The sequence below is a fragment of the Streptomyces sp. WM4235 genome, assembly GCF_001279725.1.
Lineage (GTDB): Bacteria > Actinomycetota > Actinomycetes > Streptomycetales > Streptomycetaceae > Streptomyces.
The window spans coordinates 1-24,408 of the sequence record NZ_LGDE01000457.1 but is presented as its reverse complement, the minus strand read 5'-3'; the positions used below and the strand labels follow the sequence as shown (position 1 = coordinate 24,408).

The window sequence follows — 24,408 nt, the reverse complement described above, 5'->3', positions numbered from 1 at the left end:
TGGGGGCAGCGGAGGGGGTGGTCAAGGCGGGTGTCAACGGGCTCGACGCGAAAGCGGAGGGGCGGCGGCTGCCGGTCGGCCGGGGAGGGCGGGAAGCCGTAGCCCTGCGGGGCACCGGGCGTGCCGAAGGCGGGCTGCGGCGGAAGCGCCCCACCGGGTCCCCCGTAGGGGTTCTCCGCGACGGGCGCCGGCGCCTCCGCGGGGGTGACGGGCGGCGGGGCGTACGGTCCGGGTGCGGGCGCCGCGAAGGGGGCCTGCGGAGCGGGGTCCCGGTAGGGCGCGGCCGGCGCAACGGCGTCGGCGGGCGCGGCGACCGGAGCGGCGACCGGAGGCGGGGACACGGCGTCGGCGGGCGCGGCGGACACCGCCTGCTCGACCGGCGCCGGTTCGGGCGCCTCGACCGGCGCGGGTACCGGAGCCGGTGCGGACGCGGTGCCCTGGTACGGCTCCGGCGCGGGACCCTCCGGCGCGGGACCGGCGAACGGCGGCGCCGGGGGTTCCGGCGTCACCGCGGGCGTCGCGGGCGGGGTCACCGGCGTGGGCGGGGCGACCGGAGCCGGCTCGGGCGCCGAGGCCGCGGGGGTGGGCTCGACCGGCGCCGCCTCGAACGCGGGCGGGGCCACCGGTTCGGCGGGCCCCGCGTACGGGGGAGTCGGCGCCGGGGTCTGCGCAATCGGCTCGACCGGTTCCGCGACCGGCGCGGCGGGGAGGTCCGGGTACGCGGGCGCCGGCTGGGGCGCGACCGCCGGAACGGACGCCTCGCCCGGCTTCGGGTACGAAGCCGCCGGAACGGGATGTGCCGGAGCGGAAGCCCGGGGCTCGTGCGTCGGGGGCTCCTGCGACGGCGCCGCGTCGACGCGGGGCGGCTCGGGAGACGCCGGCTCGGGCGTCGGTTCGGCCCGCGTCGTGAACGCGGCGGGCACGCCCTGCTCGTCGGCCGGGCGCCGCGGCGCGGGCGGTGCGATCCGCATAGTGGACGGCGAGACCACGTCCGACGGGCGGTGGGGTTCGAACCCGCTGCCCTCCGGCAGCCCCGGCACCGGCGTCGCCGGAGCCGACGGCGCACCCTGCGTGTACCAGGCCGGCGGGGTGTAGTCGATGGTGAACTCGCCCGTCACCTCGGGCTCCGCGTCGGACTGATCGTCCGTCGGGACGTCCCACGTCCCGCCGCGCCTCTCGTTCCGATCGCCGCTCACTGGTCCTCCTGGTTTGTCGAACACCGCACAGGCGCCCACCTCGACGCCGCGCCCTCACTCAGCCTAATGGCGCCCCCTCGCGCGGCCCGCCGCGGCGGGGGCCCGCGGACCGGGGGCGCACCACGTCCCTCCCTACAGGCCGGCCGGGCGCCGAGCAAACGTGATCGGCGCCCGCTCACCCCGTCCGGGGAGAGCCCCGGACGGCCGTGGCACGCCACCCGCGGCCCGTTCCACGCACTTCGCGCCGCGCGGGATCAGTCGATCCGCCGCGCCGGACCCAGCAGCCCGATCTCCGTGTCCGTGCCCTGCGTCATCACGAACGTGCGGTCCTGCGGCGTACACCACAGCGTGACCCCGTCACCCAGCGTCGGCAGCGAGTCCACCGCCGCGGCCGGCAACCCCATCAGGCGCCCGATCTGCTCCGCCTCGTCGGGAGAGACCCGCTGCACGCCCACCACCGAGGAGTTCCGCAGCAGCCGGGGCGCCGTCGGGCTCAAGTAGGGCAGCAGGGTCAGCACCGACTGCCACGGCCCCGCCACGACCCGGCCGCGCGGGGGTCTCATCCCGCAGTCCCGGATCACCAGGACGGGGCTGCCCGCGGACGCGCCCTGCGGCGGGACCCGGCCCACCTCGTGGAGGGTCACACACTGCTGCCCGCCCCCGGCGGCCCGCGCCAGCCCGGACCACGCCGGCCCGCGCCCGGTCTCCACCGCGACCCGCGCCCCGGTGGCCGCCGCGCGCAGCGCCAGCACCTGCGCCGTCCAGAGACCGCCGATCAGCGTCACCTCGTACGGGGTGGGACGGTTGACGCCCAGCACCGCCGGGTTACCCTCGGCGTCCACCCCGATGACGACCCCGTCGTCCCCGACGGGGAGCGCCAGCAGGTCCAGCTCCGCCGCCGGCAGCACGTGCCGCTCCCGGCGCGGGCCGGCCAGCCCGAAGCCGCCCCGCAGGGCACCCGTACCCCTCATCGCGCGCCTCCCAGCGGCAGCGAGGCCAGCAGCCCCGGCACCTGTTCCCGGTCCAGTCGTACGAGGTCGGCCCGCACCCCCCGCGCCGTCCGCTCCAGTTCGCGCCGGGCGGCGACGAGTTCCTCGTCACTGCGCCCCGTCACCCGTACGTGCCCGGTCAACGTGACGCCCTGTCGCCCGGCGGGGGCCATCGTGAGGCTGAAGTTCGTCGCCAGGGCCGGCAGGGAGGTCAGCAACGCCACGAACTGGGGGAGCGCCGCCCCGGAACCGCCCAGTCGCGGCCAGCGGCCGATCCAGTAGGTGGTGTGCCGGCGGTCGTCGCAGCGCCAGGTCCGCGAGGTCTCCTCCGTACGCCGACCCGACCCGGCCGACCGGCCCGCCTGGGTGATCGCCATCGGGTTCGCGCACGAGGACGTCGCCAGCGCGCCCGTCAGTTCCTGCTCCGTCAGCACCGTGGCACGGAAACCGGCCCCCGTCAGCCGGCTCGCCAACTGGTCGGCGGCCCGCACCAGACACCGCTGGGCGCCGCCGAGCCCACCGCCGCGCGCGGTGACGGCCTCGGGGCACAGCTCCGGGTCGAGTTTCAGCGCGACCCACGTCAATCGCACCGCGGGCGTGCCGGTGCGGGCCTGCAGCGGGGCGTAGTTGAGCGCGGCCATCGACCGGTCCGGCAGGTGTGGCGCCGGCGCCGGTTGGGTGTGTTGCACCAACTGCGCGGACTCCAGGCGGATCCCGTCCACTTCGAGGATGTCCCGTACGAGACCGAGCGGCAGCGGTCGCGCGCCCCGGTCCGGCCGCAGCGCGGTGGCGTCCGTGTCCACCTGCACGACCGCGGTCAGGAACGTCCCGTCGCCCACCATCCCCACCGGCCGCCGGTCACGGCCCCCGAACGTCAGGGTCCGCAACGCCGGATCGGCCTCGACCAGCGGGGCCAGTCCCGGTTCGGTCCCGGCCGGCACGGCGAAGGCGGCGGCCCGTCCCCGGCGGGCCCGCAGCGCGAGGGAGCCGGCGAGCCACTCCGGCAGGGACCGCCGGCGCCGGCGCACGACCGCGAGCACCACCAGGACCGACGCGAGTGCGCCGGCCGGCATCAGCAGCAGCGGTTCCACCACCCACGCCACCAACAGCGCCGCCGCGGCGACCTGGAGCAGAACGAGCTGTTGCAATCGGAACGGACCGAACCGCCCCGGACCCGACCTCGGATGCGGTGTCACCCCGTCGCCCGCGGGTGCGGCCGGGGCCGTCTGCGACTGCGTCGCGGTGGCCATCACTCGCGCACCTCCCCATCCCGGGGTCGGACCCCGTACGTCCGGTGCCGTGCGGCCCTCGCCGCCCGACTCCGGAAATCCCCTCGATCCGCCCCGACAGGCCCTGATTCCGCAAGGCGCCTGAAATCGCGCGGTCCGGAGGTCGTGAACGGGGGTGTTGAACGGCCAACAGAGCCTACCCGCCCCGTACGTGGCCTCCGGCAAGAGGCATAGTAGGTGCCCGGTCAGACAATCGAGGCTCGGGGACCGTACTCACCGACCGGGCCGTGCGGGGAGAAGCAGGCGGCCATGGCATCACGACGTGATGAGCTCAACGCGTACACCTTTGCGAAGCGGCGTACGGTGGCTGCCTTCCTCCAACCGTCCGCCACCGGCACGGAGGAGGGAGCGCCCAGGCCACTGCGCGCCGTCCTGCCCGGAGTGATCGTCGGGGCACTGGTGTTGGCGGGCTTCGGCGCCTGGGGCATGTTCAAACCGCAGGCGCCCAAGGGCTGGGCCGAGCCGGGCACCACGGTCATCGTCGGCAAACAGTCCACGACCCGCTACGTGGTCCTGTCCACCAAGATCAACGGCAAGGCGCAGACGCGGCTCCACCCGGTGCTGAACCTGGCCTCCGCCCGACTCCTCCTGGATCCGTCCAAGTTCAAGGTCGTCCCGATCGACGACAAGATCCTCGACGCGGGCAAACCGCCGCGCGGCCCGATCATCGGCATCCCCTACGCCCCCGACCGGCTGCCCACCGCCGCGGACGCCGGCGAGGCCAAGCGCTGGGCGGTCTGTCAACAGCCCGGCGGCAACGGCCAGGGAGTACAGACCGCCGCCTTCGTCCTCGCCGAACGCGAGGCGGGGCGCGTGGACGGCCCTGGCAAGGTCACCGGCGGCCAACTGCTCTACGTACGCAACACCGGCGGCGCCAAGGAGCGCTACCTGGTCGATGCCGGCGGCACCAAGTACAGGTTCCCCGAGGGCGGACCGGACGCGGGCACCCTCACCACCGCCCTGGTCGGTACCGGCGCCGTCCCGCAGTCCGTCACCGAGCAGTGGCTGGCCACCCTCAACCCCGGCGACGACCTGGCCTTCCCGCAGCTGCCCGGCACACCGGGCGCCAACGCGAACGTGCAGGGCCTGGCCACCGCCGACAACAAGGTCGGCATGGTGCTCACCGCCCAGACCGGCTCCGGCACCCAGCACTACGTGGTCCTGCCCGGACGGGTCGCCCCGGTATCGGAGTTCGTGGCCTGGCTGCTGATCTCCGCGCCGGCGACCGACGCCCTCGACATGCACGGCAAGGCCCGCGAGATCGACCTCCAGTCGCTCACCCCGGACGCCACCCCGTTCAAGAACGAGGCCAGATGGCCGCAGCGACGCGGCCCCCAGATCAACCGCGTCGCGCCGACCGCCGGCGCCGCCGAGGCAACCGAGCAGCGCGACACCGTCTGCAACGTCCTGCGATCCGTCGACGGCCAGGGCAACCAGACCCTCAGCACCTGGGCCGGCACCGGCTTCCCCCTCGACATCACCGCCAGCGGCACCAGCTCGTACGTCACCCCCGGCTCGGGCCTGCTCTACACCCAGACCCAGGGCCGGCAGACCACCGCCGGGGGCTCCCTCTTCCTGGTCACCGACACCGGCCTGCGCTACGCCGTACAGGCCAACGGCGACAGCGACGCCGAGCAGTCGAAGATCGGCGCCGGCGCCCCGAAGGACCCGGCCGCCGACGGCCGTCCCGAGGCCAGCCAGGCGCAGATCCGGCTCGGCTACGGCGCCGTCACACCGGCCATGGTGCCCATCGCGTGGTCCGAGTTCCTCTCCAAGGGGCCACGGCTGGACACCAACTCCGCCCGCCAGCCGCAGGGTTCGTGAGGACGCCGCCGATGCCCGAAACGCCGATGCGACGCCCTCGCGCCCCCCGCGCCCCCGGAACCCTTCAGCCCGGGCCGGCGCGCGAGGCCGCGCGGGCCGCGCTCCTCGCCTGCGCCCTCGCGCTCGTCACGATCCCCGGCGCGAGCGCCGCCGCCGCGCCCCGGCCCTCGTACGCCGCGTCACCCGCGTCACCCGCGTTCGCCTCGGACGCCTCCCGGGTCTCCGGAGCCGGCGAGTGCACCTTCCCCATGAAGAAGCAGATCGCCGATCGCCCGTGGGCCCTGCAACGGCTGCTCCTCGACGCTCTCTGGGCTCGGACCAAGGGCAAGGCCAAGGACGGGACGAGCATCCGCGTCGCGGTCATCGACACCGGCGTGGACCGGGCGAACCCGCAGCTCAGCGGAGCCCTCGACGTCTCAGCCGGCAAGGACTTCGTCGACCCCAAGGGCGGCGACGGCACCGCCGACACCGTGGGCCACGGCACCAAGGTCGCCGGACTGATCGCGGCCCGCCCCCAGGAGGGCACCGGCTTCGTCGGCCTCGCCCCCGAAGCCACCGTCATCCCCATCCGGCAGAACGACGGCCAGGGCAACGGCAACGCCGCCACCCTCGCCAAGGCGATCGACCACGCCTTGGCCAAGGGCGCACACGTCATCAACATCTCGCAGGACACCGACGCCCCGCTCGGCCCGGACTCCGACCTCGCCAAGGCCGTCAAGCGCGCCGTCGACGCCAAGGTCGTGGTGATCGCCTCGGCGGGCAACGACGGCCTCGGCGGACAGAAGCGCAGGACCTACCCGGCCGCCTTCCCCGACGTCCTCGCCGTGGCCTCCTCCGACCGCAACAACGAGCGCGCCGCCTTCTCCCAGCCCGGCGACTTCGTCGGCGTCGCGGCCCCCGGCGTCGACATGGTCTCCACCGTCCCGGGTTTCGGCCAGTGCATCGACAACGGGACGAGTTTCTCCGCGCCGTACGTCGCCGGCCTGGCCGCCCTGCTGCGCGCCGAGCACATGGACTGGACCCCGCGGCAGATCGTCTGGCAGATTCAGAACACCGCCGAGCGTTCCGTCAACGGCCGTGACGACTACGTCGGTTGGGGGGTCGTCGACCCCGTCCGCGCGGTCACCCAGGACAGTGAACCCCCCAAGGCTCCCGTCCCGGACCCCGGACCGCCCCCCGCGGCCGCCCCGGAGGCCGCGCGACTGAGTCTCACCGAGACGGCGCAGGAACGGCAGGAGCGCCTCGGCACGTACGCTCTCGGGATCGGCGTGGTCCTCATCGGTGTCATCGCGGGGACCGCCACCGTCATCCGCGACGCCCGACGCCGCCGCCGTTTGCAGTGAACGGCCACCGGCCCACGAAGGCCGTGGGACACCGGTGTTGGGCCGGTGAGATGAAGTGACTAGAGTGACGCCGAGCTTCACGACTGTGATCGGGGGATCGCGTGAAGCGGAGGGGGACCTCCGAGGCGAGCGGCTCCACGCCGCGCCCGGAACATCCGCTCCGCCACGCAGTCCGCCGGTTCTGCCGGCGAATTGAGAAGTGAGGAGCTTCGGATGACGAACAATTTCGGACTCGCGGACGATCCGGTCGTCAAGGCGGCCAACAAGATCTCCGAGACGGCCCAGGCCGTCACCACCCAGTCCCGTGAACTGGCCGACATCGTCGCGACGGTGAGCGCCGGTTGGACCGGTGTGGGCGCCGGCGGATTCGCCAAGGCGCAGGAGGACATCAACATGGACCACGACAAGATCCGCCGCCTGCTCGGGGTCCTGCACCACGCGATCTCGCAGACCAAGAACCTGAGCAACGCCCAGGACGAGGACGTGCGCGCGACCTTCGCCGCCGCCAACAAGTCCGGCCTGAACAACATCTGACCCGGCGTCGTCGCCCGTCAAGCCCCAGCGCGAAGGAGAAGACCATGGTTGACCCCGGCCACACCCGGGTTCGGTACGAGACCGTCCAGCAGATGGCCGACCGTATCCGGATCGTGTCGAACAACATCCTCAAGGACCTGGCCGACATGGAGCAGGCCGTCAAGGTCGTCACCGACACCTGGGACGGTGAAGCGCACCGCGAGTACGTGGCCCTCCAGGCGAAGTACAAGGCTGCGGCCGACCACATGCAGAAGCAGCTGGAGACCGTCGCCAAGCTCATCGAGGCCGGCAAGGGCGACTACCGCGCCACCGACGTGAAGGCCTCGCGCCTGTTCACCGAGGCCTACTGAGCCGGTAGCCGGTGGCCGGTAGCCGGTGGCCGACATCAGGCCCCGCGCCGAACGCCCGAACGGGGCGCGCCCGCACCGGGCGCGCCCCGTCCGCGTCTCCCGACGCCACCGGCGTCAGCGCAGGTCGAACTCGCCGTCCCGGGCGCCGAGCACGAACGCCTCCCACTCGGCCGCCGTGTACCGCAGCACCGTCTCCCGGTCCAGCGAGGACCGCATGGCCACCGCCCCCTCGGGCAGCTTGGCGATCTCGACCCGCTCCTCGTCGGGACTCGTCCCGGGCGGGCCCTCCCACTCGACGCCGCTGATGTCGAGCGCGTACAGCTCGTCCTTCTCCTGCTGGGACCCCATGGTGCGGCCTTCCCTTCGTACGACGGCGGTGCAGCGTTCCGGCCCGATTATCGACGCCGGCGCCGCGGGTGGGGGAGCGATTCGACTTCTCGGTCCTGCCTCACGGCGCGGAGTTCGGCAACCGCCCGATCTGCACCAACGACGTGCCCCGCTTGCGCGAGGAGTAGTAGCCCCGGCCCGGTGGCATCGGACGCGGCCGGACACTGCCGATCAGGTCGCCCTCGGAAGGATCACCCGACAGCACCACGCCCTGCGCCCCCAGCTCCTTGATCCGCTGCATGAAGGGCTCGTACAGGGAACGCGAGGCCCCCGCCGAGTTCCGGGCGACGATGAAGCGGACGCCCGTGTCCCGGGCGAAGGGCAGGAACTCCACCAGCGCGGCCAGCGGATTGCCCTGACTCGTCGCGACCAGGTCGTAGTCGTCGATGATGATGAAGACGTCCGGGCCCGTCCACCAACTGCGGTCCCGCAACTGCTGCGGGGTCACGTCGTCGGGCGGCTGCCGCCGGGAGAACACCCCGCCCAGCGCCTCCATGTGCATCTGGAGGGAACTCGCCATCGGCGCGTACTCCAACAGGTGCTCCTCCGGGAGCGCCCCGAGCAGCCCCCGCCGGTAGTCGCCGACCACCAGCTTGGCCTGGTCGGGGGTGTACCGGTCGGCGATCTGCCGGGCGATGAGCCGCAGCAGGTTCGTCTTGCCCGACTCGCTCTCGCCGAAGACCAGGAAGAACGGATCGGTCTCGAAGTCGACGAACACCGGCTCCAGGTCCGTCTCCCCGATGCCGATCGAGATCCCGCGCGAGGGGTACTCCCCGCCCTTGGGCAGCTGATCGGCGTGGAGCAGCCGCGGCAGCAGCCGCACGCCCGGAGCCGAGGCCCCCGTCCACGCCCCCTTCACCGCCGCCACGAACGCCGCCGTGGCGTCCGACAGGTCCTGCGCGGTGTGCGAACCGTCGATCCGCGGCAGCGCGCCGAGGAAGTGCAGCTTCTCCGGCACCTGACCGCGACCCGGCATCCCCGTGGGGACGTTCGCGGCGACCCGCCGGTCGAACTCGGAGTCCATGACGTCGCCGAGCCGCAGTTCCAGCCGACTCAACATCTGGTCCTTCAGCGCGGACCGCACCTCCATGTAGCGCGCGGCCGTCACCACCACGTGGATCCCGTACCCCAGGCCGCGAGCGGCGATGTCCGTGACGACCGGCTCCAGGCCCTCGTACTCGGTACGGAAGCCGCCCCACCCGTCGACGATCAGGAACACGTCGCCCCACGCCTCGCCGGGCAGCTCGCCCGCCGCGCGCCGCCGACGGTAGGTGCCCATCGAGTCGATGCCGTTGGCGCGGAAGAACTCCTCGCGCCGATCGAGGATGCCCGCGACCTCCGCGACCGCCCGGCGCACCCGCTCCGGATCGAGCCGCGAGGCGATCCCACCCACGTGCGGCAGCTCCGCGACCGACGAGAGGCTGCCGCCGCCGAAGTCCAGACCGTAGAACTGCACCTCGCGCGGGGTGTGCGTCAACGCGAACGAGGAGATCAACGTACGCATCAGCGTCGACTTGCCCGACTGCGGACCGCCCACCACCATCATGTGGCCCGCCGCACCGGAGAAGTCCCGGTACAACACCTCACGCCGCTGCTCGAACGGCTTGTCGATCAGGCCGAGCGGCACGACGAGCCCGCCGGGCCGCGTGTACCCCTGCGCGTGCAACCCGCGCTCCGCCGACGGGGCCAGGGCCGGCAGCAACTGGTCCAGCGGCGGTGCCTGGTCGAGCGGCGGCAGCCACACCTGGTGCGCCGGCACGCCCTGACCCTCCAGCCGGCCCACGATCACGTCCAGCACGGTGTCCGCCAGGGCGTCGTCCCCCTGCGCGGCCGCCTGCGCCGCCAGGTACGCCGGGTCCGGCGCCGCGTACACCACCGGCACCGGCGCCGCCGTGAAGCGCACGGGCCGCCGCTCCAACGGGAACAGCCCCACCGACAGGTCGGGCCCGCCCGAACGGTAGGTGCCCGACACGTACGCCGCCTTGAAGCGGGTCATCTCGTCCGTACCGAACTTCAGGTACCCCGAACCCGGCACCGACGGCAGGTGGTAGGCGTCGGGCACCCCGAGCGCGGTCCGCGACTCGGCCGCCGAGAACGTCCGCAGACCCACCCGGTACGAGAGGTACGTGTCCAGCCCGCGCAGCTTCCCCTCCTCGAGCCGCTGCGACGCCAGCAACAGGTGCACGCCCAGCGAACGCCCGATGCGACCGATCTGGATGAACATGTCGATGAAGTCGGGCTTCGCCGTCAGCAGTTCGGAGAACTCGTCGATGACCAACACCAGCGAGGCCAACGGCTCCAGCGGCGCGCCGGCCGCCCGCGCCTTCTCGTAGTCGTGGACGTTCGCGTAGTTGCCCGCCGACCGCAGCAGCTCCTGCCGGCGCTGCAACTCGCCGCGGATCGAGTCGCCCATGCGGTCCACGAGCGTCAGGTCGTCCGCCAGGTTGGTGATCACCGCCGCCACGTGCGGCATCTGCCCCATGCCCGTGAACGTCGCACCACCCTTGAAGTCCGCGAGGACGAAGTTCAACGTCTCCGAGGTGTGCGTGACCGCCAGACCCAACACCAGCGTCCGCAGCAGCTCCGACTTCCCGGAACCGGTCGCACCCACGCACAGACCGTGCGGACCCATGCCCTCCTGGGCGGCCTCCTTGAGGTCCAGCATCACCGGGGAGCCGTCCTCGCCCACGCCGATCGGCACGCGCAACCGCTCACCGGCCGACCGGGGCCGCCACGTCCGCGACACGTCGATCGAGGCCGCGTCACCCAGGTTCAGCAGATCCGTGAAGTCCAGGTTCGCCAACAAGGGCTCGTCCTCGTCACCGCCACCCGTGCGCAGCGGCGCCAACTGTCGGGCCAGAGCCTCCGCCGCCGGCAACGACAGGGTGTCCGGCACCCCCTCGTAGGCGACGCCGGCGCCCGACTCCAGCCGCAACCGACCCGGCCGCACCACCACGGACAAGCCGCCGCGCGGCTCGTCGAGCTCGCCCGCGACCACCTCGACGACGGTGACCCCCTGGAGGCCCTCCACCGCCGCGAACACCGAATCCGGGGGCACGATCCCCCCGTCCAGCACGACCACCAGGTGCGGCTGGTCCAACACGGGGGAGACCTCCCGGCTGAAGCGCGGCCGCCCCTCCAGCCGCGACGCCAACAACCCCTCCAGCTCACCCAGGTCGTCACCGAACAGCCGCTTCGTGCCGGCCCCGTCCACCTGACCGGGCACCTGCGTGTGCGGCAACCACTTCGTCCAGTCCCACGAGGGCACCGCACCCGGCGCGGCCACCACGGCCACCATCAGGTCCTCGGGGGAGTGCAACGTCGCCAGTTGCGCCACCAACGCCCGCGCCGTCCCGCGCGCCGACTCCGTCTCCCCGGACACCGTCACGTGGTAGAACGCCCGGATCGACACCGCCACCGGCAGCCCGTCCAACGAGGAGTGCACCTTCAGGAACCGCTGCATCGCGCCCGCCGTCAGCGGCTCCAGCTCGTCCACCGGCGCCGTGTCCGGAGCCACCAACGCGGTCGCCAACCGCTGCGCGCCCAAGCCCAGCCGCGCCTGCCCGAAGTCCGCGTCCCCGACCCGCCGTTCCCACAGCCGCGACCCCTCGGCCACCACCGACCACAACTGCTCCGGGGCCGGGTGCAGATACAACTGCGCGTCGCGCTGCGCCCGCGCCGTCCTGCGCACCTGCCGCCGGGTCTGCGCCAGGTACTTCATGTAGTCCCGGCGCACGTCGGCCATTTGCCCCTGCGTACCGCGCCGATGACGCACCAGCTGGGCGATCACCATGCCCACGGTCGACACCAGCATCAGCACGCCCATGATCCGCATGAACGGCGCCGCGCCCGGCATGAAGAAGAAGACGACCGACGAACCCATGCCGAGCATCGGCAGGAGCTGCATCAGCATGCCCTCCTGCTGCCCGCGCGGCAGTTCCGGCGGCGCCTCCAGCCTCAGTTCCTCCGAAGGGACTTCGGGCGGCAGCGCCCGGGGCGGGCGCTTCACGACGATCTGGCTCACCGGAGCATCAATCCCTTGAAAACGGACGGGACGTCGCAACCGGCGCCCCCAAGTCCCGGACACGGAGGGGGACTCCCCCGCGCGACGGCGATCCTACTTGCCGACCCTCCCGCGGCGGCCCGGTAGGGTGACCGCGCGCGGCATGCGCAACCGCGAACTCGGCCCGCGCACGCGCACGGCCGGACACGCCAACCAGGGGGCACACAGGTGAGTACGGCCGAGGCGACGGGTTTCTGCAGGGTCACCGTCGTGGCCCCGGACAGCCGGATAGACGTGGCCCTCCCCGAGGACATCGCCGTCGCCGACGTCTACCCCGAACTGCTGCGCCTCACCGGCCAGACCCAGCCCGTCGGCGCACCGACCGGCTTCCACCTCGTACGCCGCTCCGGCGTCGTCCTCGACGGCGCCCGCACCCTCGCCGCCCAGCAGGTCCTCGACGGCGAGGTGCTCAGCCTGCGCCCCTTCGCCGAGTCCCTGCCGCCCGCCGTCTTCGACGACGTCTCCGACGCCGTCGCCTCGGCCGTCGTCCGCGACCGCCACCGCTGGAGCGACGACATGCTGCGCGGCGCGGGCCTGGCCGGCGCCTCCGTCCTGCTCGTCCTGCTCGGCTTCGTCCTCTGGTACGCCGACCCGGTCCGCCACGACATGCACGGCCTGCCCGGCGTCATCGCCGGCGCCGTCGCCGTCCTGCTGGTCGCCACCGCCGGCGTCCGCGCCCGGGTGTACGGCGACCGGGGCTCCGCCGTCGCCCTCGGCCTCGCCGCCCTCCCGCACCTGCTGATCGCCGGCTCCGCCATCGTCGCGCCCGCGGCCGGCCAGGGACCCGGCCGCCTCCAGTTCCTCCTCGGCTGCCTCTGCGCCCTCGTCGCCGCCGTCGCCCTGGTCGCCCTCACCCCGAACGGCGACGCCCCCTTCGTCGCGGCCACCTTCCTGGCCGCCACCGGCACCCTCGCCGCCTTCGCGGCCATCGCCACCGAGGGCTCCGCCACCGCCACGGCCGCCGTCTGCGCCCCCGTCGCCGTGGGCCTCGTCGCCTTCCTCCCCGGCCTCTCCGCGCGCTTCGCCCGACTGCCCATCGGCTACGCCGCCCCGCAGAGCTCCGCCGGCGACCACGAGATCCCGGACCACCACGAGCCCCGGCCCACCGGCGCCCCGACCGATCCCGCCGCCGAGGCCCGGCGCGACCCGGCCGCCCTCGACGCCGAGGCCATCGCCGTCCAGGCCCGCCGGGGCCACGAGATGCTGCTCGGCCTCGTCGGTGGCTGCGCGGCCGTCGCCGTGGGCGCCGCCGCGGTCCTCGGCTTCTCCGACGACACCTGGGGCCGGCTGCTCGCCCTGACCGCCGGCCTCGCCATGCTGCTCCGGGCCCGGCTCTTCCGCTACACCTCACAGGTGGTGTGCGCCCTCGCCGCCGGCCTCGCCGCCGTCGCCCTGCTCGTCCTGGGGCTCGCCCTGCACCCGCCGGCCGACCTCGTCGCGGAGCTCCTGCTCCACGGCGACCGCGGCGGCCTGGACCTCCGCGCGATCTGGCTCTCGGCCGCCGTCGCCGCCGGCGCGGTCCTCCTCACCGGTATTGCGCTTGTCATCCCGCGCAAGGGTCTGTCACCCTTCTGGGGACGGATGCTCGACCTCACCGAGGCCGCGGTGCTGCTCAGCCTGGTCCCGCTGACCCTGGCCGTGCTCGACGTCTACTCCCGGGCCCGCGCTCTCACCAGCTGAGACTGCCGGGACCCGGCAGCCTGGTACGCTGTGTGACGGCCGTTTGTGTACGCGCTCCCGGAGGTCCTCTGGAGGCTGCGCTCAGCGGACCCCGCCTCCCGAGTAACGGAAGATCCCCAGAGAATTCGACCTGGGGCACTCGGTGGCAACGAAGACCTATCACGAGGAGTACGCGTGCCGCTCGACGCCGCAACGAAGAAGCAGCTCATCGAAGAATTTGGTGCCAAGGAGGGCGACACCGGCTCCCCCGAGGTTCAGGTCGCGATGCTCTCCCGCCGCATCTCGGACCTGACCGAGCACCTCAAGACCCACAAGCACGACCACCACTCCCGTCGTGGTCTGCTGATCCTGGTCGGCCAGCGTCGCCGCCTGCTGCAGTACCTGGCCAAGAAGGACATCCAGCGCTTCCGTACGCTGGTCGAGCGCCTCGGCATCCGCCGCGGTGCGGCCGGCGCCAAGTAAAGACGCTGTGAAGGGAGCGGTTCCCACACTGAGGGGGCCGCTCCCTTTGCTGTACGTGCGCGACGCGCCACACGCTTTGTAGTCTGGAAGCACACGCGCACAACCGAAGAGGAGGAGCGCCCTCCCTACGCCGCCGGTCCTCGGTAGTGGCATCCGGAAAGCCCAGCGAGGGCAACGAACCGGGTGCTTCGATCGAAGACCGGCCCGCACGCCAGGAGCGCTTCTCCAACACCGTTCGTCACCACACGGGTGGCGGACGGAGACGACGAAAATGGAGATATCGCTAGTGGAGAACGAGACCCACTACGCCGAGGCCGTCATTGACAACGGTTCCTTCGGCACCCGCACCATCCGCTTCGAGACGGGCCGTCTGGCCCGCCAGGCCGCCGGCTCCGCCGTTGCCTACCTGGACGACGACACGATGGTGCTGTCCGCCACCACCGCGTCGAAGAAGCCCAAGGACCAGCTCGACTTCTTCCCCCTCACGGTGGACGTCGAGGAGCGGCAGTACGCGGCCGGCAAGATCCCCGGCTCCTTCTTCCGTCGCGAGGGCCGGCCCTCCGAGGACGCGATCCTCACCTGCCGCCTGATCGACCGCCCGCTGCGCCCGTCCTTCAAGAAGGGCCTGCGCAACGAGATCCAGGTCGTCGCGACGATCATGGCGCTCAACCCCGACCACCTGTACGACGTCGTGGCGATCAACGCCGCCTCCGCGTCCACCCAGCTGGCCGGCCTGCCCTTCTCCGGCCCGATCGGCGGCGTCCGCGTCGCGCTGATCCGCGGCCAGTGGGTCGCCTTCCCGACGCACACCGAGCTCGAGGACGCCGTCTTCGACATGGTCGTCGCGGGTCGCGTCCTGGAGGACGGCGACGTCGCGATCATGATGGTCGAGGCCGAGGCCACCGAGAAGACCATCGCCCTGGTCAAGGGCGGCGCCGAGGCGCCGACCGAGGAGGTCGTGGCCGCCGGCCTCGACGCCTCGAAGCCCTTCATCAAGGTCCTCTGCAAGGCCCAGGCCGACCTGGCCGCCAAGGCCGCCAAGCCCGAGGGCGAGTTCCCGGTCTTCCTGGACTACCAGGACGACGTGTACGAGGCCCTCTCGGCCGCCGTCAAGGGCGAGCTCTCCCAGGCGCTGACCATCGCGGGCAAGCAGGACCGCGAGGCCGAGCTGGACCGCGTCAAGGAGATCGCCGCCGAGAAGCTCCTCCCGGCCTTCGAGGGCCGCGAGAAGGAGATCTCCGCCGCCTACCGCAGCCTGACCAAGGCCCTGGTGCGCGAGCGCGTCATCAAGGACAAGGTCCGCATCGACGGCCGCGGGATCACGGACATCCGTACCCTCGCCGCCGAGGTCGAGGCCATCCCGCGCGTGCACGGCTCGGCGCTGTTCGAGCGTGGCGAGACCCAGATCCTGGGCGTCACCACCCTCAACATGCTCCGTATGGAGCAGCAGCTGGACACCCTCTCCCCGGTGACCCGCAAGCGCTACATGCACAACTACAACTTCCCGCCGTACTCCGTCGGCGAGACCGGCCGCGTCGGTTCGCCGAAGCGCCGCGAGATCGGCCACGGCGCGCTCGCCGAGCGCGCGATCGTGCCGGTCCTCCCGACCCGCGAGGAGTTCCCCTACGCGATCCGTCAGGTGTCCGAGGCCCTCGGCTCCAACGGCTCGACGTCCATGGGCTCGGTCTGCGCCTCCACCATGTCGCTGCTGAACGCCGGTGTGCCCCTCAAGGCCCCCGTCGCCGGCATCGCCATGGGTCTGATCTCCCAGGAGATCGACGGCAAGACCCACTACGTCGCCCTCACCGACATCCTCGGTGCGGAGGACGCCTTCGGCGACATGGACTTCAAGGTCGCCGGCACCAAGGAGTTCGTCACCGCGCTTCAGCTGGACACCAAGCTCGACGGCATCCCGGCCTCGGTTCTGGCCGCCGCCCTCAAGCAGGCCCGCGACGCCCGCCTCCACATCCTCGACGTGATGATGGAAGCGATCGACACGCCGGACGAGATGTCCCCCAACGCCCCCCGGATCATCACCGTCAAGATCCCGGTGGACAAGATCGGTGAGGTCATCGGCCCCAAGGGTAAGATGATCAACCAGATCCAGGAGGACACCGGCGCCGAGATCACGATCGAGGACGACGGCACCATCTACATCGGTGCCGCCGACGGCCCGGCCGCCGAGGCCGCCCGCGCCACGATCAACCAGATCGCCAACCCGACCATGCCGGAGGTCGGCGAGCGCTACCTGGGTACGGTCGTCAAGACCACCACCTTCGGTGCCTTCGTCTCCCTCATGCCCGGCAAGGACGGCCTGCTGCACATCTCGCAGATCCGCAAGCTCGCCGGTGGCAAGCGCGTGGAGAACGTCGAGGACGTGCTCGCGGTCGGCACCAAGGTCCAGGTCGAGATCGCCGAGATCGACTCCCGCGGCAAGCTCTCCCTCGTCCCCGTGGTCGAGGGCGAAGCGGCCGACGCCGACGCTGACAAGGACGACTCCGACAAGTGACGTCGCGTAGTTCCCGTGTGACGGCCCGCCCCTCTTCGGAGGGGCGGGCCGTCGCCCGTACCCAAACCCTGCTCAAGGGGCAGAACGGCATCGGCACCGTCCGGCGCACGGTCCTGCCCGGCGGACTGCGCATCGTCACCGAGACGCTGCCCTCCGTCCGCTCCGCCACCTTCGGCATCTGGGCGAACGTGGGCTCCCGGGACGAGACGCCCACGCTCAACGGCGCCACGCACTACCTGGAGCACCTCCTCTTCAAGGGCACCGACAAGCGCAGTGCCCTCGACATCTCCTCCGCGATCGACGCGGTCGGCGGGGAGATGAACGCCTTCACGGCGAAGGAGTACACCTGCTACTACGCACGGGTGCTCGACACCGACCTGCCGCTGGCCATCGACGTGGTCTGCGACATGCTGACCGGCTCGCTGATCCGCGAGGAGGACGTCGACGCCGAGCGCGGCGTCATCCTCGAAGAGATCGCGATGACGGAGGACGACCCGGGCGACTGCGTGCACGACCTGTTCGCGCAGACCATGTTCGGCGACAGCCCGCTGGGCCGTCCCGTCCTCGGCACCGTGGAGACGATCAACGCGCTCGGCGCCGACCGGATCCGCCGCTTCTACAAGAAGCACTACGACCCGACCCACCTGGTCGTGGCCGCGGCGGGCAACGTCGACCACAACAAGGTCGTACGTCAGGTCCGCGCCGCCTTCGAGAAGGCGGGCGCCCTGGGTCGCACCGACGCCGAGCCGATCGGCCCGCGCGGCGGCACCAAGCGGATCCGCACCGCCGGCCGCATCGAACTGGTCAACCGCAAGACCGAGCAGGCCCACGTGGTCCTCGGCATGCCCGGCCTCGCCCGCACCGACGAGCGCCGCTGGGCCCTGGGCGTGCTGAACACGGCCCTCGGCGGCGGCATGTCCTCCCGGCTGTTCCAGGAGGTCCGGGAGAAGCGCGGCCTCGCCTACAGCGTGTACTCGTACACCTCGGGCTTCGCCGACACCGGCCTGTTCGGCGTGTACGCCGGCTGCCGGCCCAGCCAGGTCCACGACGTGCTGCGGATCTGCCGGGACGAGCTGGACAAGGTCGCCTCGGACGGGCTCACGGACGAGGAGATCAGGCGGGCCGTCGGCCAACTGTCCGGCTCCACGGTCCTCGGCCTGGAGGACACCGGTGCCATCATGAACCGGATCGGCAAGAGCGAGCTGTGCTGGGGCGACCAGATGTCGGTCGACGACATGCTGGCCCGGATCGCGGCCGTGACCCCGGACGACGTCCGGGCCGTCGCGCAGGACGTGCTGGCCCACAAGCCGTCCCTCGCCGTGATCGGACCGTTGAAGGAGAAGCAGGCCGCCCGCCTCGACGAAGCGGTGGCCTGAGATCCTGGGGTTTCCGGGTGCCGGTCCGCCCCGGCCGGCCGGCACCCGGCCCTGTGACATGGAAGCGAAGGAAGCACGAGCATGAGCAGCAAGCTGCGGGTCGCGGTTCTCGGCGCCCAGGGGCGCATCGGCGCCGAGGCGGTCAAGGCCGTCGAGGCCGCCGAGGACATGGAACTGGTCGCCGCGCTCACCCGCGGGGACAAGCTGGAGACACTGACCGACGCCGGCGCCCAGGTCGTCGTCGAGCTGACCACCCCCGCCGCCGTCATGGACAACCTCGACTTCTGCGTCCGCCGCGGCATCCACGCCGTCGTCGGCACCACCGGCTGGACCGAGGAGCGCCTGGCCGAGCTGAACACCTGGCTCGCAGGCTCCCCGGAGACCGGGGTGCTCATCGCCCCCAACTTCTCCATCGGCGCCGTCCTCACCATGAAGTTCGCCGCCCAGGCCGCCCGCTACTTCGAGTCCGTCGAGGTCGTCGAGCTGCACCACCCCAACAAGGTGGACGCCCCCTCGGGCACGGCGACCCGCACCGCGCAGCTCATCGCGGCCGCCCGCGCCGAAGCCGGTCTGGGCGCCCAGCCCGACGCCACCGCCACCGCCCTCGACGGAGCCCGCGGCGCCGACGTGGACGGCGTGCCCGTGCACGCCATCCGACTGCGCGGCCTGCTGGCCCACCAGGAGGTGCTCCTCGGCGGCGAGGGGGAGACCCTCACCATCCGTCACGATTCCCTGCACCACAGCAGCTTCATGCCGGGCATCCTGCTCGGCGCGCGCCGCGTGACGCAGACCCCGGGCCTCACCTTCGGCCTGGAACACTTCCTCGACCTCGGCTGATGAGCAGGCAGTAGTACCCATGCGCGCGAAGATCACCTACTTCCTCACGGCCGCCGTCCTGGTCGTCTACTTCGTCCTGGTCGGCAGCCGGGGCCTGATGCTGATTCAGCACGGCACCTGGCTCACCGTCACCATGGGCCTTTCCGTGCTGATCCTGCCGGTCATCGGCATCTGGTTCCTCTGGAAGAACACGCGGTTCGTCACCAAGGCCAACCAGCTCGCCGCCGAGCTGGAGGCCGAGGGCGCCCTGCCGGCGGACGAGCTGGAGCGGGACCAGTACGGGCGGATCCTTCGGGACTCCGCCGACGAGGTCTTCGCGCGCCGCAAGGTCGAGACCGAGGACGCGCCGGGCGACTGGCGCAGCTGGTTCCGGCTCGCCGTGGCCTACCACGACGCCCGCGACACCCCGCGGGCCCGCAGGGCCATGCAGCGAGCCATCGCCCTGCACGACGGAAAGCCCGTACAGGTCTGATCCCCGTACGGGCTCCACGTGCGCCGGCGACGACTCAGGCGGGAACGGGCCGGTACTCGTCGGCCCACGCCTCCACCATCCCGGCGGCCCGGTCGAAAGCCTCGGACCGGGCCAGGAAATCGGCGTTGTGGTCGGTCAGGAGCACCGGCAGTTCGCCGCCGTCGCGCGCCGCCGCGGTCAGGGCCTGACCCTGCACCGTCCTCGGCAGTCCGAGCCAACGCACAGGCTGCTGCACGGTACGAATGCTGTCGATCTTGCTCCAGGCGACCGAGCGCGTTCCGAAGAACCCCACCCGACGCAGTCCCGTACGACTCACCCAGACACCCATGCGCAGCAGGCGCAGGGTCGCCCCGACCACGGCGAGCGCGGCCGCCAGGGAGAGCAGAGCCCCGCCCCAGGTGCCCGCGAAGGCGACGATCATCGTGGCCAGGAGCATGAAGGCGGAGAGCAGCAGCAGCAGCGCCGCGACGGCGACCCGCCAGGGGCCGGGACGGTAGGGCCGACGCCAACGGTCGGGATCGTCGTGGGGCAGTGTCTCTTCTTCGTGCGCGTCGAAGACGCCGTCGGCCGTCAAGAAGGGCAGGGGCACGGCTGGACCTCACTCACATGCACGTTCGGTTGGGCTGTGCCCGTGAGGCTACCGCCCCTCGGACGCCTCCGACTGCTGTGACTTCTGGGGCGCCTTGTGCGGCTGCAGTGCCGGCATGCCGAAGAGCAGCGAGCCGACGAGCCCCGCCACCACGGTCAGTCCGACCAGCGTACGGGCGGCGATCTGGGTCTTGGCCAGACTCTCTCGCGGCGGTGGAGTGACGTTACTGCGGAATCGGTCGGCCTCGGCGACGAAGGCGAAGGGGACGGGTTCGCGCCGGCGAAACATGGGAGGCACTCTCCTCACGGTCAGGGCCCGCGGGCCACGTGGTGCGTTCTCCAGGTAAGACGTCCGAAGTCCCCGATCCGTGCCGCGAATCGGAACATTCGCCGAATCACATGGCGCGGCGTCAGCTGTACGGGTGACCCCGCCACCGCGCCGGCCTGGGAATCGAGCCGTTCCCCGCGCCGTAGAGTGGGCGCGCCCCAGGTAATACCGTTCGGAAGGACCCCCGGTGAGCGAGAACGCCGCTTCAGACCTGAAACCCAGCTTCCGCAGTGACGTGACGGTGGAGCTGGTGAAGCACTCCGCCGCCGACTCCGACGTGCTGTGGGCCGCCCGTGTCTCCACGGCCGGCGAGCAGTCCCTGGAGGAGCTCCAGAAGGACCCCGAGCGCTCCAAGGGCCTCATCAACTATCTGATGCGCGACCGCCACGGCAGCCCCTTCGAGCACAACTCGATGACCTTCTTCATCAGCGCCCCGATCTTCGTGTTCCGCGAGTTCATGCGGCACCGCGTCGGCTGGTCCTACAACGAGGAATCGGGCCGCTACAGGGAGCTGGAGCCGGTCTTCTACGTCCCGGACGCGGATCGCAAGCTGATCCAGGAGGGCCGCCCGGGCAAGTACGTCTTCGTCGAGGGAACCGCCGCGCAGCAGGAGCTGACCGGCCGCGTCATGGAGGACTCGTACGTCCAGGCCTACCAGGCCTACCAGGAGATGCTGGCGGCGGGCGTGGCACGGGAGGTTGCCCGTTCGGTCCTGCCGGTCGGACTTTTCTCCTCGATGTACGCCACCTGCAACGCGCGCTCGCTGATGCACTTCCTCGGCCTGCGCACCCAGCACGAGCTGGCGACCACCCCGTCCTTCCCGCAGCGGGAGATCGAGATGGTCGGCGAGAAGATGGAGCGGCACTGGGCCGGTCTGATGCCGCTCACGTACGCCGCGTACAACGCGAACGGTCGCGTTGCCCCGTAAGGCCGGAGCGATGCCCGCGCACAGATGTGCGGCCCAAGTCCCAAGTGTCCGTATTGCGGCGTTTCGTAAAGTTCATCTAGGCTGATCAAACGGACCCGGCACTGCTTGAACCCCCGAGCAGGCAGTGCCGGGCTCCAACACTCGGTTCACGTCCCCCGAGGGGACACCGCGAGCATGGCAGCGAGTAGCGTGTTACCCATGGCTCCGATCTCGACTCCGCAGACCCCCTTCGGGCGGGTCCTCACCGCCATGATCACGCCGTTCACGGCTGATGGCGCACTCGACCTCGACGGCGCGCAGCGGCTCGCCGTCCACCTGGTGGACGCAGGCAACGACGGCCTGATCATCAACGGCACCACCGGTGAGTCGCCGACCACCACCGACGCGGAGAAAAACGACCTCGTACGAGCCGTACTCGAAGCCGTCGGCGACCGCGCCCACGTGGTGGCGGGCATCGGCACCAACGACACCCGGCACACCCTCGAACTCGCCCGCCAGGCCGAGCGCACCGGCGCCCACGGCCTGCTCGCGGTGACGCCGTACTACAGCAAGCCGCCGCAGGAAGGCCTATACCGGCACTTCACGGCCATCGCGGACGCCACCGAGCTGCCCGTCATGCTCTACGACATCCCCGGCCGCAGCGGTGTCCCGATCAACACCGAAACCCTCGTCCGACTGGCCGAGCACCCCCGTATCGTTGCCAACAAGGACGCCAAGGGTGACCTGGGCCGCGCCAGCTGGGCCATCGCCCAGAGCGGTCTGGCCTGGTACTCCGGCGACGACATGCTGAACCTGCCCCTCCTTTCGGTCGGCGCGGTCGGATTCGTCTCCGTGGTCAGCCACGTGGTCACCCCCGAACTCCGCGCGATGCTCGACGCCCACCTGGGCGGCGACGTCCAGAAGGCCACCGAGATCCACCAGAAGCTGCTCCCCGTCTTCACCGGCATGTTCCGCACGCAGGGCGTCATCACCACCAAGGGCGCCCTCGGCCTGCAGGGACTCCCCGCCGGCCCGTTGCGGCTCCCGCTCGTCGAGCTGACCGCCGAAGAGACGGCGCAGCTCAAGATCGATCTTGCCGCCGGCGGGGTACAGCTCTGACAACAGACTTCACAACTGAACAAGCACAATCCGAAACCGCATAAGCAAGTGCACGAATGACATGCGCGCCACGTGCCTACGAGGTACGTGGCGCGTGTGGTGAGGAGACACTTTTGAGCCATCCGCATCCTGAACTGGGCCCGCCGCCGAAGCTCCCCAAGGGCGGCCTCCGGGTCACCCCCCTGGGTGGCCTCGGTGAGATCGGCCGCAACATGACCGTCTTCGAGTTCGACGGTCGCCTGCTGATCGTCGACTGCGGCGTCCTCTTCCCCGAAGAGGAGCAGCCGGGCATCGACCTGATCCTGCCGGACTTCTCGTCCATCCGGGATCGCCTCGACGACATCGAGGGCATCGTGCTCACGCACGGTCACGAGGACCACATCGGCGCCGTCCCCTACCTCCTCCGGGAGAAGCCGGACATCCCGCTGATCGGTTCCAAGCTGACGCTCGCCCTGATCGAGGCGAAGCTCCAGGAGCACCGCATCCGCCCCTACACCCTTGAGGTGAAGGAAGGCGAGCGCGAGAACCTGGGCCCCTTCGACTGCGAGTTCATCGCGGTCAACCACTCCATCCCGGACGCGCTGGCCGTGGCCATCCGCACCGGCGCCGGCATGGTGGTCTGCACCGGCGACTTCAAGATGGACCAGCTCCCGCTGGACAAGCGCCTCACCGACCTGCACGCCTTCGCGCGTCTGAGCGAGGAGGGCATCGACCTCCTCCTCTCGGACTCGACGAACGCCGAGGTCCCGGGCTTCGTCCCGCCCGAGCGCGAGATCTCCAACGTCCTGCGCACGGTCTTCGCGAACGCCCACAACCGGATCATCGTGGCCAGCTTCGCCAGCCACGTGCACCGCATCCAGCAGATCCTCGACGCGGCCCACGAGTACGGCCGTCGTGTCGCCTTCGTCGGTCGTTCGATGGTCCGCAACATGGGCATCGCCCGTGACCTGGGCTACCTGAAGGTCCCGCCGGGCCTGGTCGTGGACGTGAAGACCCTCGACGACCTGCCGGCCCACGAGGTCGTCCTCGTCTGCACGGGTTCCCAGGGCGAGCCCATGGCGGCCCTGTCCCGGATGGCGAACCGCGATCACCAGATCCGGATCGTCCCCGGCGACACGGTGATCCTGGCGTCGTCCCTCATCCCGGGCAACGAGAACGCGGTCTACCGCGTGATCAACGGCCTGACCCGGTGGGGCGCCAACGTCGTGCACAAGGGCAACGCCAAGGTGCACGTCTCCGGTCACGCCTCCGCGGGCGAGCTGTTGTACTTCTACAACATCTGCAAGCCGCGGAACCTGATGCCGGTCCACGGCGAGTGGCGCCACCTGCGCGCCAACGCCGAGCTCGGCGCGATGACGGGTGTCCCCAAGGACCGGATCGTCATCGCCGAGGACGGCGTGGTCGTCGACCTGATCGACGGCAAGGCCCGCATCTCGGGCAAGGTCCAGGCCGGCTACGTGTACGTGGACGGCCTTTCGGTCGGCGACGTCACCGAGGCCTCGCTCAAGGACCGTCGCATCCTCGGCGACGAGGGCATCATCTCGGTCTACGTGGTGGTCGACAGCACCACGGGCAAGGTCGTGAGCGGCCCGAACATCCAGGCCCGCGGCTCCGGCATCGAGGACTCGGCCTTCGCCGCGGTCCTGCCGAAGATCGAGGAGGCCATCGCGCGCGCCGGCGCCGACGGCGTGGCCGAGCCGCACCAGATCCAGCAGCTCATCCGCCGCACCATGGGCAAGTGGGTCTCGGACGGCTACCGCCGCCGCCCGATGATCCTTCCGGTCGTCGTCGAGGTCTGAGCCTCGTCGTAGCGCCCGTGTCGGAGCGGGGCAACCGGATTTGCATCCGGGGGCCCCGCTCCAGTACGTTTACGTCTCCACCTCGCACGGCACCCAGGCACACACGTGTGCCCGACCGCCCGTGCGGGCGGGTGGGAATCAAACACTCAGGAACACCTGATAAAGTCTGATCCACCCGAAAGGGAAAGGCCCTCCAACGGCCATCGAATTCAAATCCGAGTCGGAAACGACACGGAAATGGTCTGATAGAGTTGGAATCGCCGGAAAGGGAAACGCGAAAGCGAAGAACTGGAAAGCGAAACCCGCTTCGACCGGGAATCGGACACGAAAGAGTCTGATAGAGTCGGAAACGAAGG

21 protein-coding genes are annotated in these 24,408 nt (G+C 71.4%); 13 read left to right on the top strand and 8 right to left on the bottom strand.

Annotation, left to right across the window (positions count from 1 at the left end; all coding sequences use genetic code 11):
• From ADK55_RS40295 to eccE, 3 genes are all read right to left on the bottom strand, one after another.
• A partial coding sequence (locus ADK55_RS40295; protein WP_267887371.1) for an SCO5717 family growth-regulating ATPase occupies positions 1–1,196 on the bottom strand: 1,196 nt, incomplete at its 3' end.
• A 254-nt stretch (positions 1,197–1,450) separates the two neighbouring features.
• A complete protein-coding gene (locus tag ADK55_RS32120; RefSeq protein WP_053683910.1) occupies positions 1,451–2,167 on the bottom strand; it encodes a hypothetical protein in 717 nt (238 codons plus the stop codon).
• Positions 2,164–3,435: a type VII secretion protein EccE gene (gene eccE, locus ADK55_RS32115; RefSeq protein ID WP_053683908.1), complete on the bottom strand. Its 1,272-nt coding sequence runs from the start codon at positions 3,433–3,435 to the stop codon at positions 2,164–2,166. The genes ADK55_RS32120 and eccE overlap by 4 nt, the downstream gene beginning before the upstream one ends.
• 288 nt (positions 3,436–3,723) lie before the next feature.
• Between eccE and eccB the strand changes: the two genes are divergently transcribed.
• The 4 genes from eccB (at position 3,724) to ADK55_RS32095 (ending at position 7,525) form a co-directional block, all read left to right on the top strand.
• Entirely contained in the window at positions 3,724–5,298 is a 1,575-nt protein-coding gene (gene eccB / locus ADK55_RS32110; RefSeq protein ID WP_053683906.1) for a type VII secretion protein EccB, read from the top strand.
• A gap of 11 nt (positions 5,299–5,309) precedes the next feature.
• Entirely contained in the window at positions 5,310–6,641 is a 1,332-nt protein-coding gene (gene mycP / locus ADK55_RS32105) for a type VII secretion-associated serine protease mycosin (protein WP_371591456.1), read from the top strand.
• 213 nt (positions 6,642–6,854) lie between these two features.
• Positions 6,855–7,175, top strand: coding sequence for a WXG100 family type VII secretion target (locus ADK55_RS32100; RefSeq protein WP_053683904.1), 321 nt, complete (start codon positions 6,855–6,857; stop codon positions 7,173–7,175).
• 44 nt (positions 7,176–7,219) lie between these two features.
• Complete coding sequence (locus tag ADK55_RS32095) at positions 7,220–7,525, top strand: WXG100 family type VII secretion target (RefSeq protein WP_053683902.1); 306 nt, start codon at positions 7,220–7,222, stop codon at positions 7,523–7,525.
• Between the two features lie 114 nt (positions 7,526–7,639).
• Here ADK55_RS32095 and ADK55_RS32090 read toward each other — a convergent pair whose 3' ends face one another.
• Positions 7,640–7,873: a DUF397 domain-containing protein gene (locus ADK55_RS32090; RefSeq protein WP_053683900.1), complete on the bottom strand. Its 234-nt coding sequence runs from the start codon at positions 7,871–7,873 to the stop codon at positions 7,640–7,642.
• A gap of 100 nt (positions 7,874–7,973) precedes the next feature.
• Entirely contained in the window at positions 7,974–11,936 is a 3,963-nt protein-coding gene (gene eccCa, locus ADK55_RS32085; protein WP_053683898.1) for a type VII secretion protein EccCa, read from the bottom strand.
• 207 nt (positions 11,937–12,143) lie between these two features.
• Between eccCa and eccD the strand changes: the two genes are divergently transcribed.
• The 6 genes from eccD (at position 12,144) to ADK55_RS32055 (ending at position 19,311) form a co-directional block, all read left to right on the top strand.
• Complete coding sequence (gene eccD, locus ADK55_RS32080) at positions 12,144–13,655, top strand: type VII secretion integral membrane protein EccD (RefSeq protein WP_053683896.1); 1,512 nt, start codon at positions 12,144–12,146, stop codon at positions 13,653–13,655.
• 174 nt (positions 13,656–13,829) lie between these two features.
• Positions 13,830–14,117, top strand: coding sequence for a 30S ribosomal protein S15 (gene rpsO / locus ADK55_RS32075; protein ID WP_053683894.1), 288 nt, complete (start codon positions 13,830–13,832; stop codon positions 14,115–14,117).
• 286 nt (positions 14,118–14,403) lie between these two features.
• Positions 14,404–16,626 carry a polyribonucleotide nucleotidyltransferase gene (locus ADK55_RS32070; protein WP_053683892.1) on the top strand — a complete coding sequence of 741 codons (2,223 nt, stop codon included), beginning with the start codon at positions 14,404–14,406 and terminating at the stop codon, positions 16,624–16,626.
• Positions 16,623–18,002, top strand: a complete 1,380-nt coding sequence (locus tag ADK55_RS32065) for a M16 family metallopeptidase (RefSeq protein WP_053683891.1) — start codon at positions 16,623–16,625, stop codon at positions 18,000–18,002. The genes ADK55_RS32070 and ADK55_RS32065 overlap by 4 nt, the downstream gene beginning before the upstream one ends.
• A gap of 81 nt (positions 18,003–18,083) precedes the next feature.
• Positions 18,084–18,839, top strand: a complete 756-nt coding sequence (dapB, locus tag ADK55_RS32060; RefSeq protein WP_053683889.1) for a 4-hydroxy-tetrahydrodipicolinate reductase — start codon at positions 18,084–18,086, stop codon at positions 18,837–18,839.
• Between the two features lie 19 nt (positions 18,840–18,858).
• Positions 18,859–19,311, top strand: coding sequence for a hypothetical protein (locus ADK55_RS32055; RefSeq protein ID WP_053683886.1), 453 nt, complete (start codon positions 18,859–18,861; stop codon positions 19,309–19,311).
• A 34-nt stretch (positions 19,312–19,345) separates the two neighbouring features.
• Here ADK55_RS32055 and ADK55_RS32050 read toward each other — a convergent pair whose 3' ends face one another.
• A complete protein-coding gene (locus tag ADK55_RS32050) occupies positions 19,346–19,900 on the bottom strand; it encodes a PH domain-containing protein (RefSeq protein ID WP_053683885.1) in 555 nt (184 codons plus the stop codon).
• A gap of 48 nt (positions 19,901–19,948) precedes the next feature.
• Complete coding sequence (locus tag ADK55_RS32045) at positions 19,949–20,188, bottom strand: hypothetical protein (RefSeq protein WP_053683883.1); 240 nt, start codon at positions 20,186–20,188, stop codon at positions 19,949–19,951.
• Positions 20,189–20,414: 226 nt separating this feature from the next.
• Here ADK55_RS32045 and thyX point away from each other — a divergent pair, with 226 nt between their 5' ends.
• From thyX to ADK55_RS32030, 3 genes are all read left to right on the top strand, one after another.
• Positions 20,415–21,155 (top strand): FAD-dependent thymidylate synthase, encoded by a 741-nt coding sequence (gene thyX / locus ADK55_RS32040; protein ID WP_053683881.1) that lies wholly within the window; start codon positions 20,415–20,417, stop codon positions 21,153–21,155.
• Positions 21,156–21,353: 198 nt separating this feature from the next.
• Positions 21,354–22,253 (top strand): 4-hydroxy-tetrahydrodipicolinate synthase, encoded by a 900-nt coding sequence (gene dapA, locus ADK55_RS32035; RefSeq protein WP_053683880.1) that lies wholly within the window; start codon positions 21,354–21,356, stop codon positions 22,251–22,253.
• A gap of 113 nt (positions 22,254–22,366) precedes the next feature.
• The gene (locus ADK55_RS32030; RefSeq protein WP_053683878.1) at positions 22,367–24,052 is read left to right on the top strand and encodes a ribonuclease J; all 1,686 of its coding nucleotides are present in this window, start codon (positions 22,367–22,369) and stop codon (positions 24,050–24,052) included.
• 138 nt (positions 24,053–24,190) lie between these two features.
• Here ADK55_RS32030 and ADK55_RS40290 read toward each other — a convergent pair.
• The coding region (locus ADK55_RS40290; protein WP_234350343.1) for a hypothetical protein at positions 24,191–24,408 on the bottom strand (218 nt) is incomplete at its 5' end.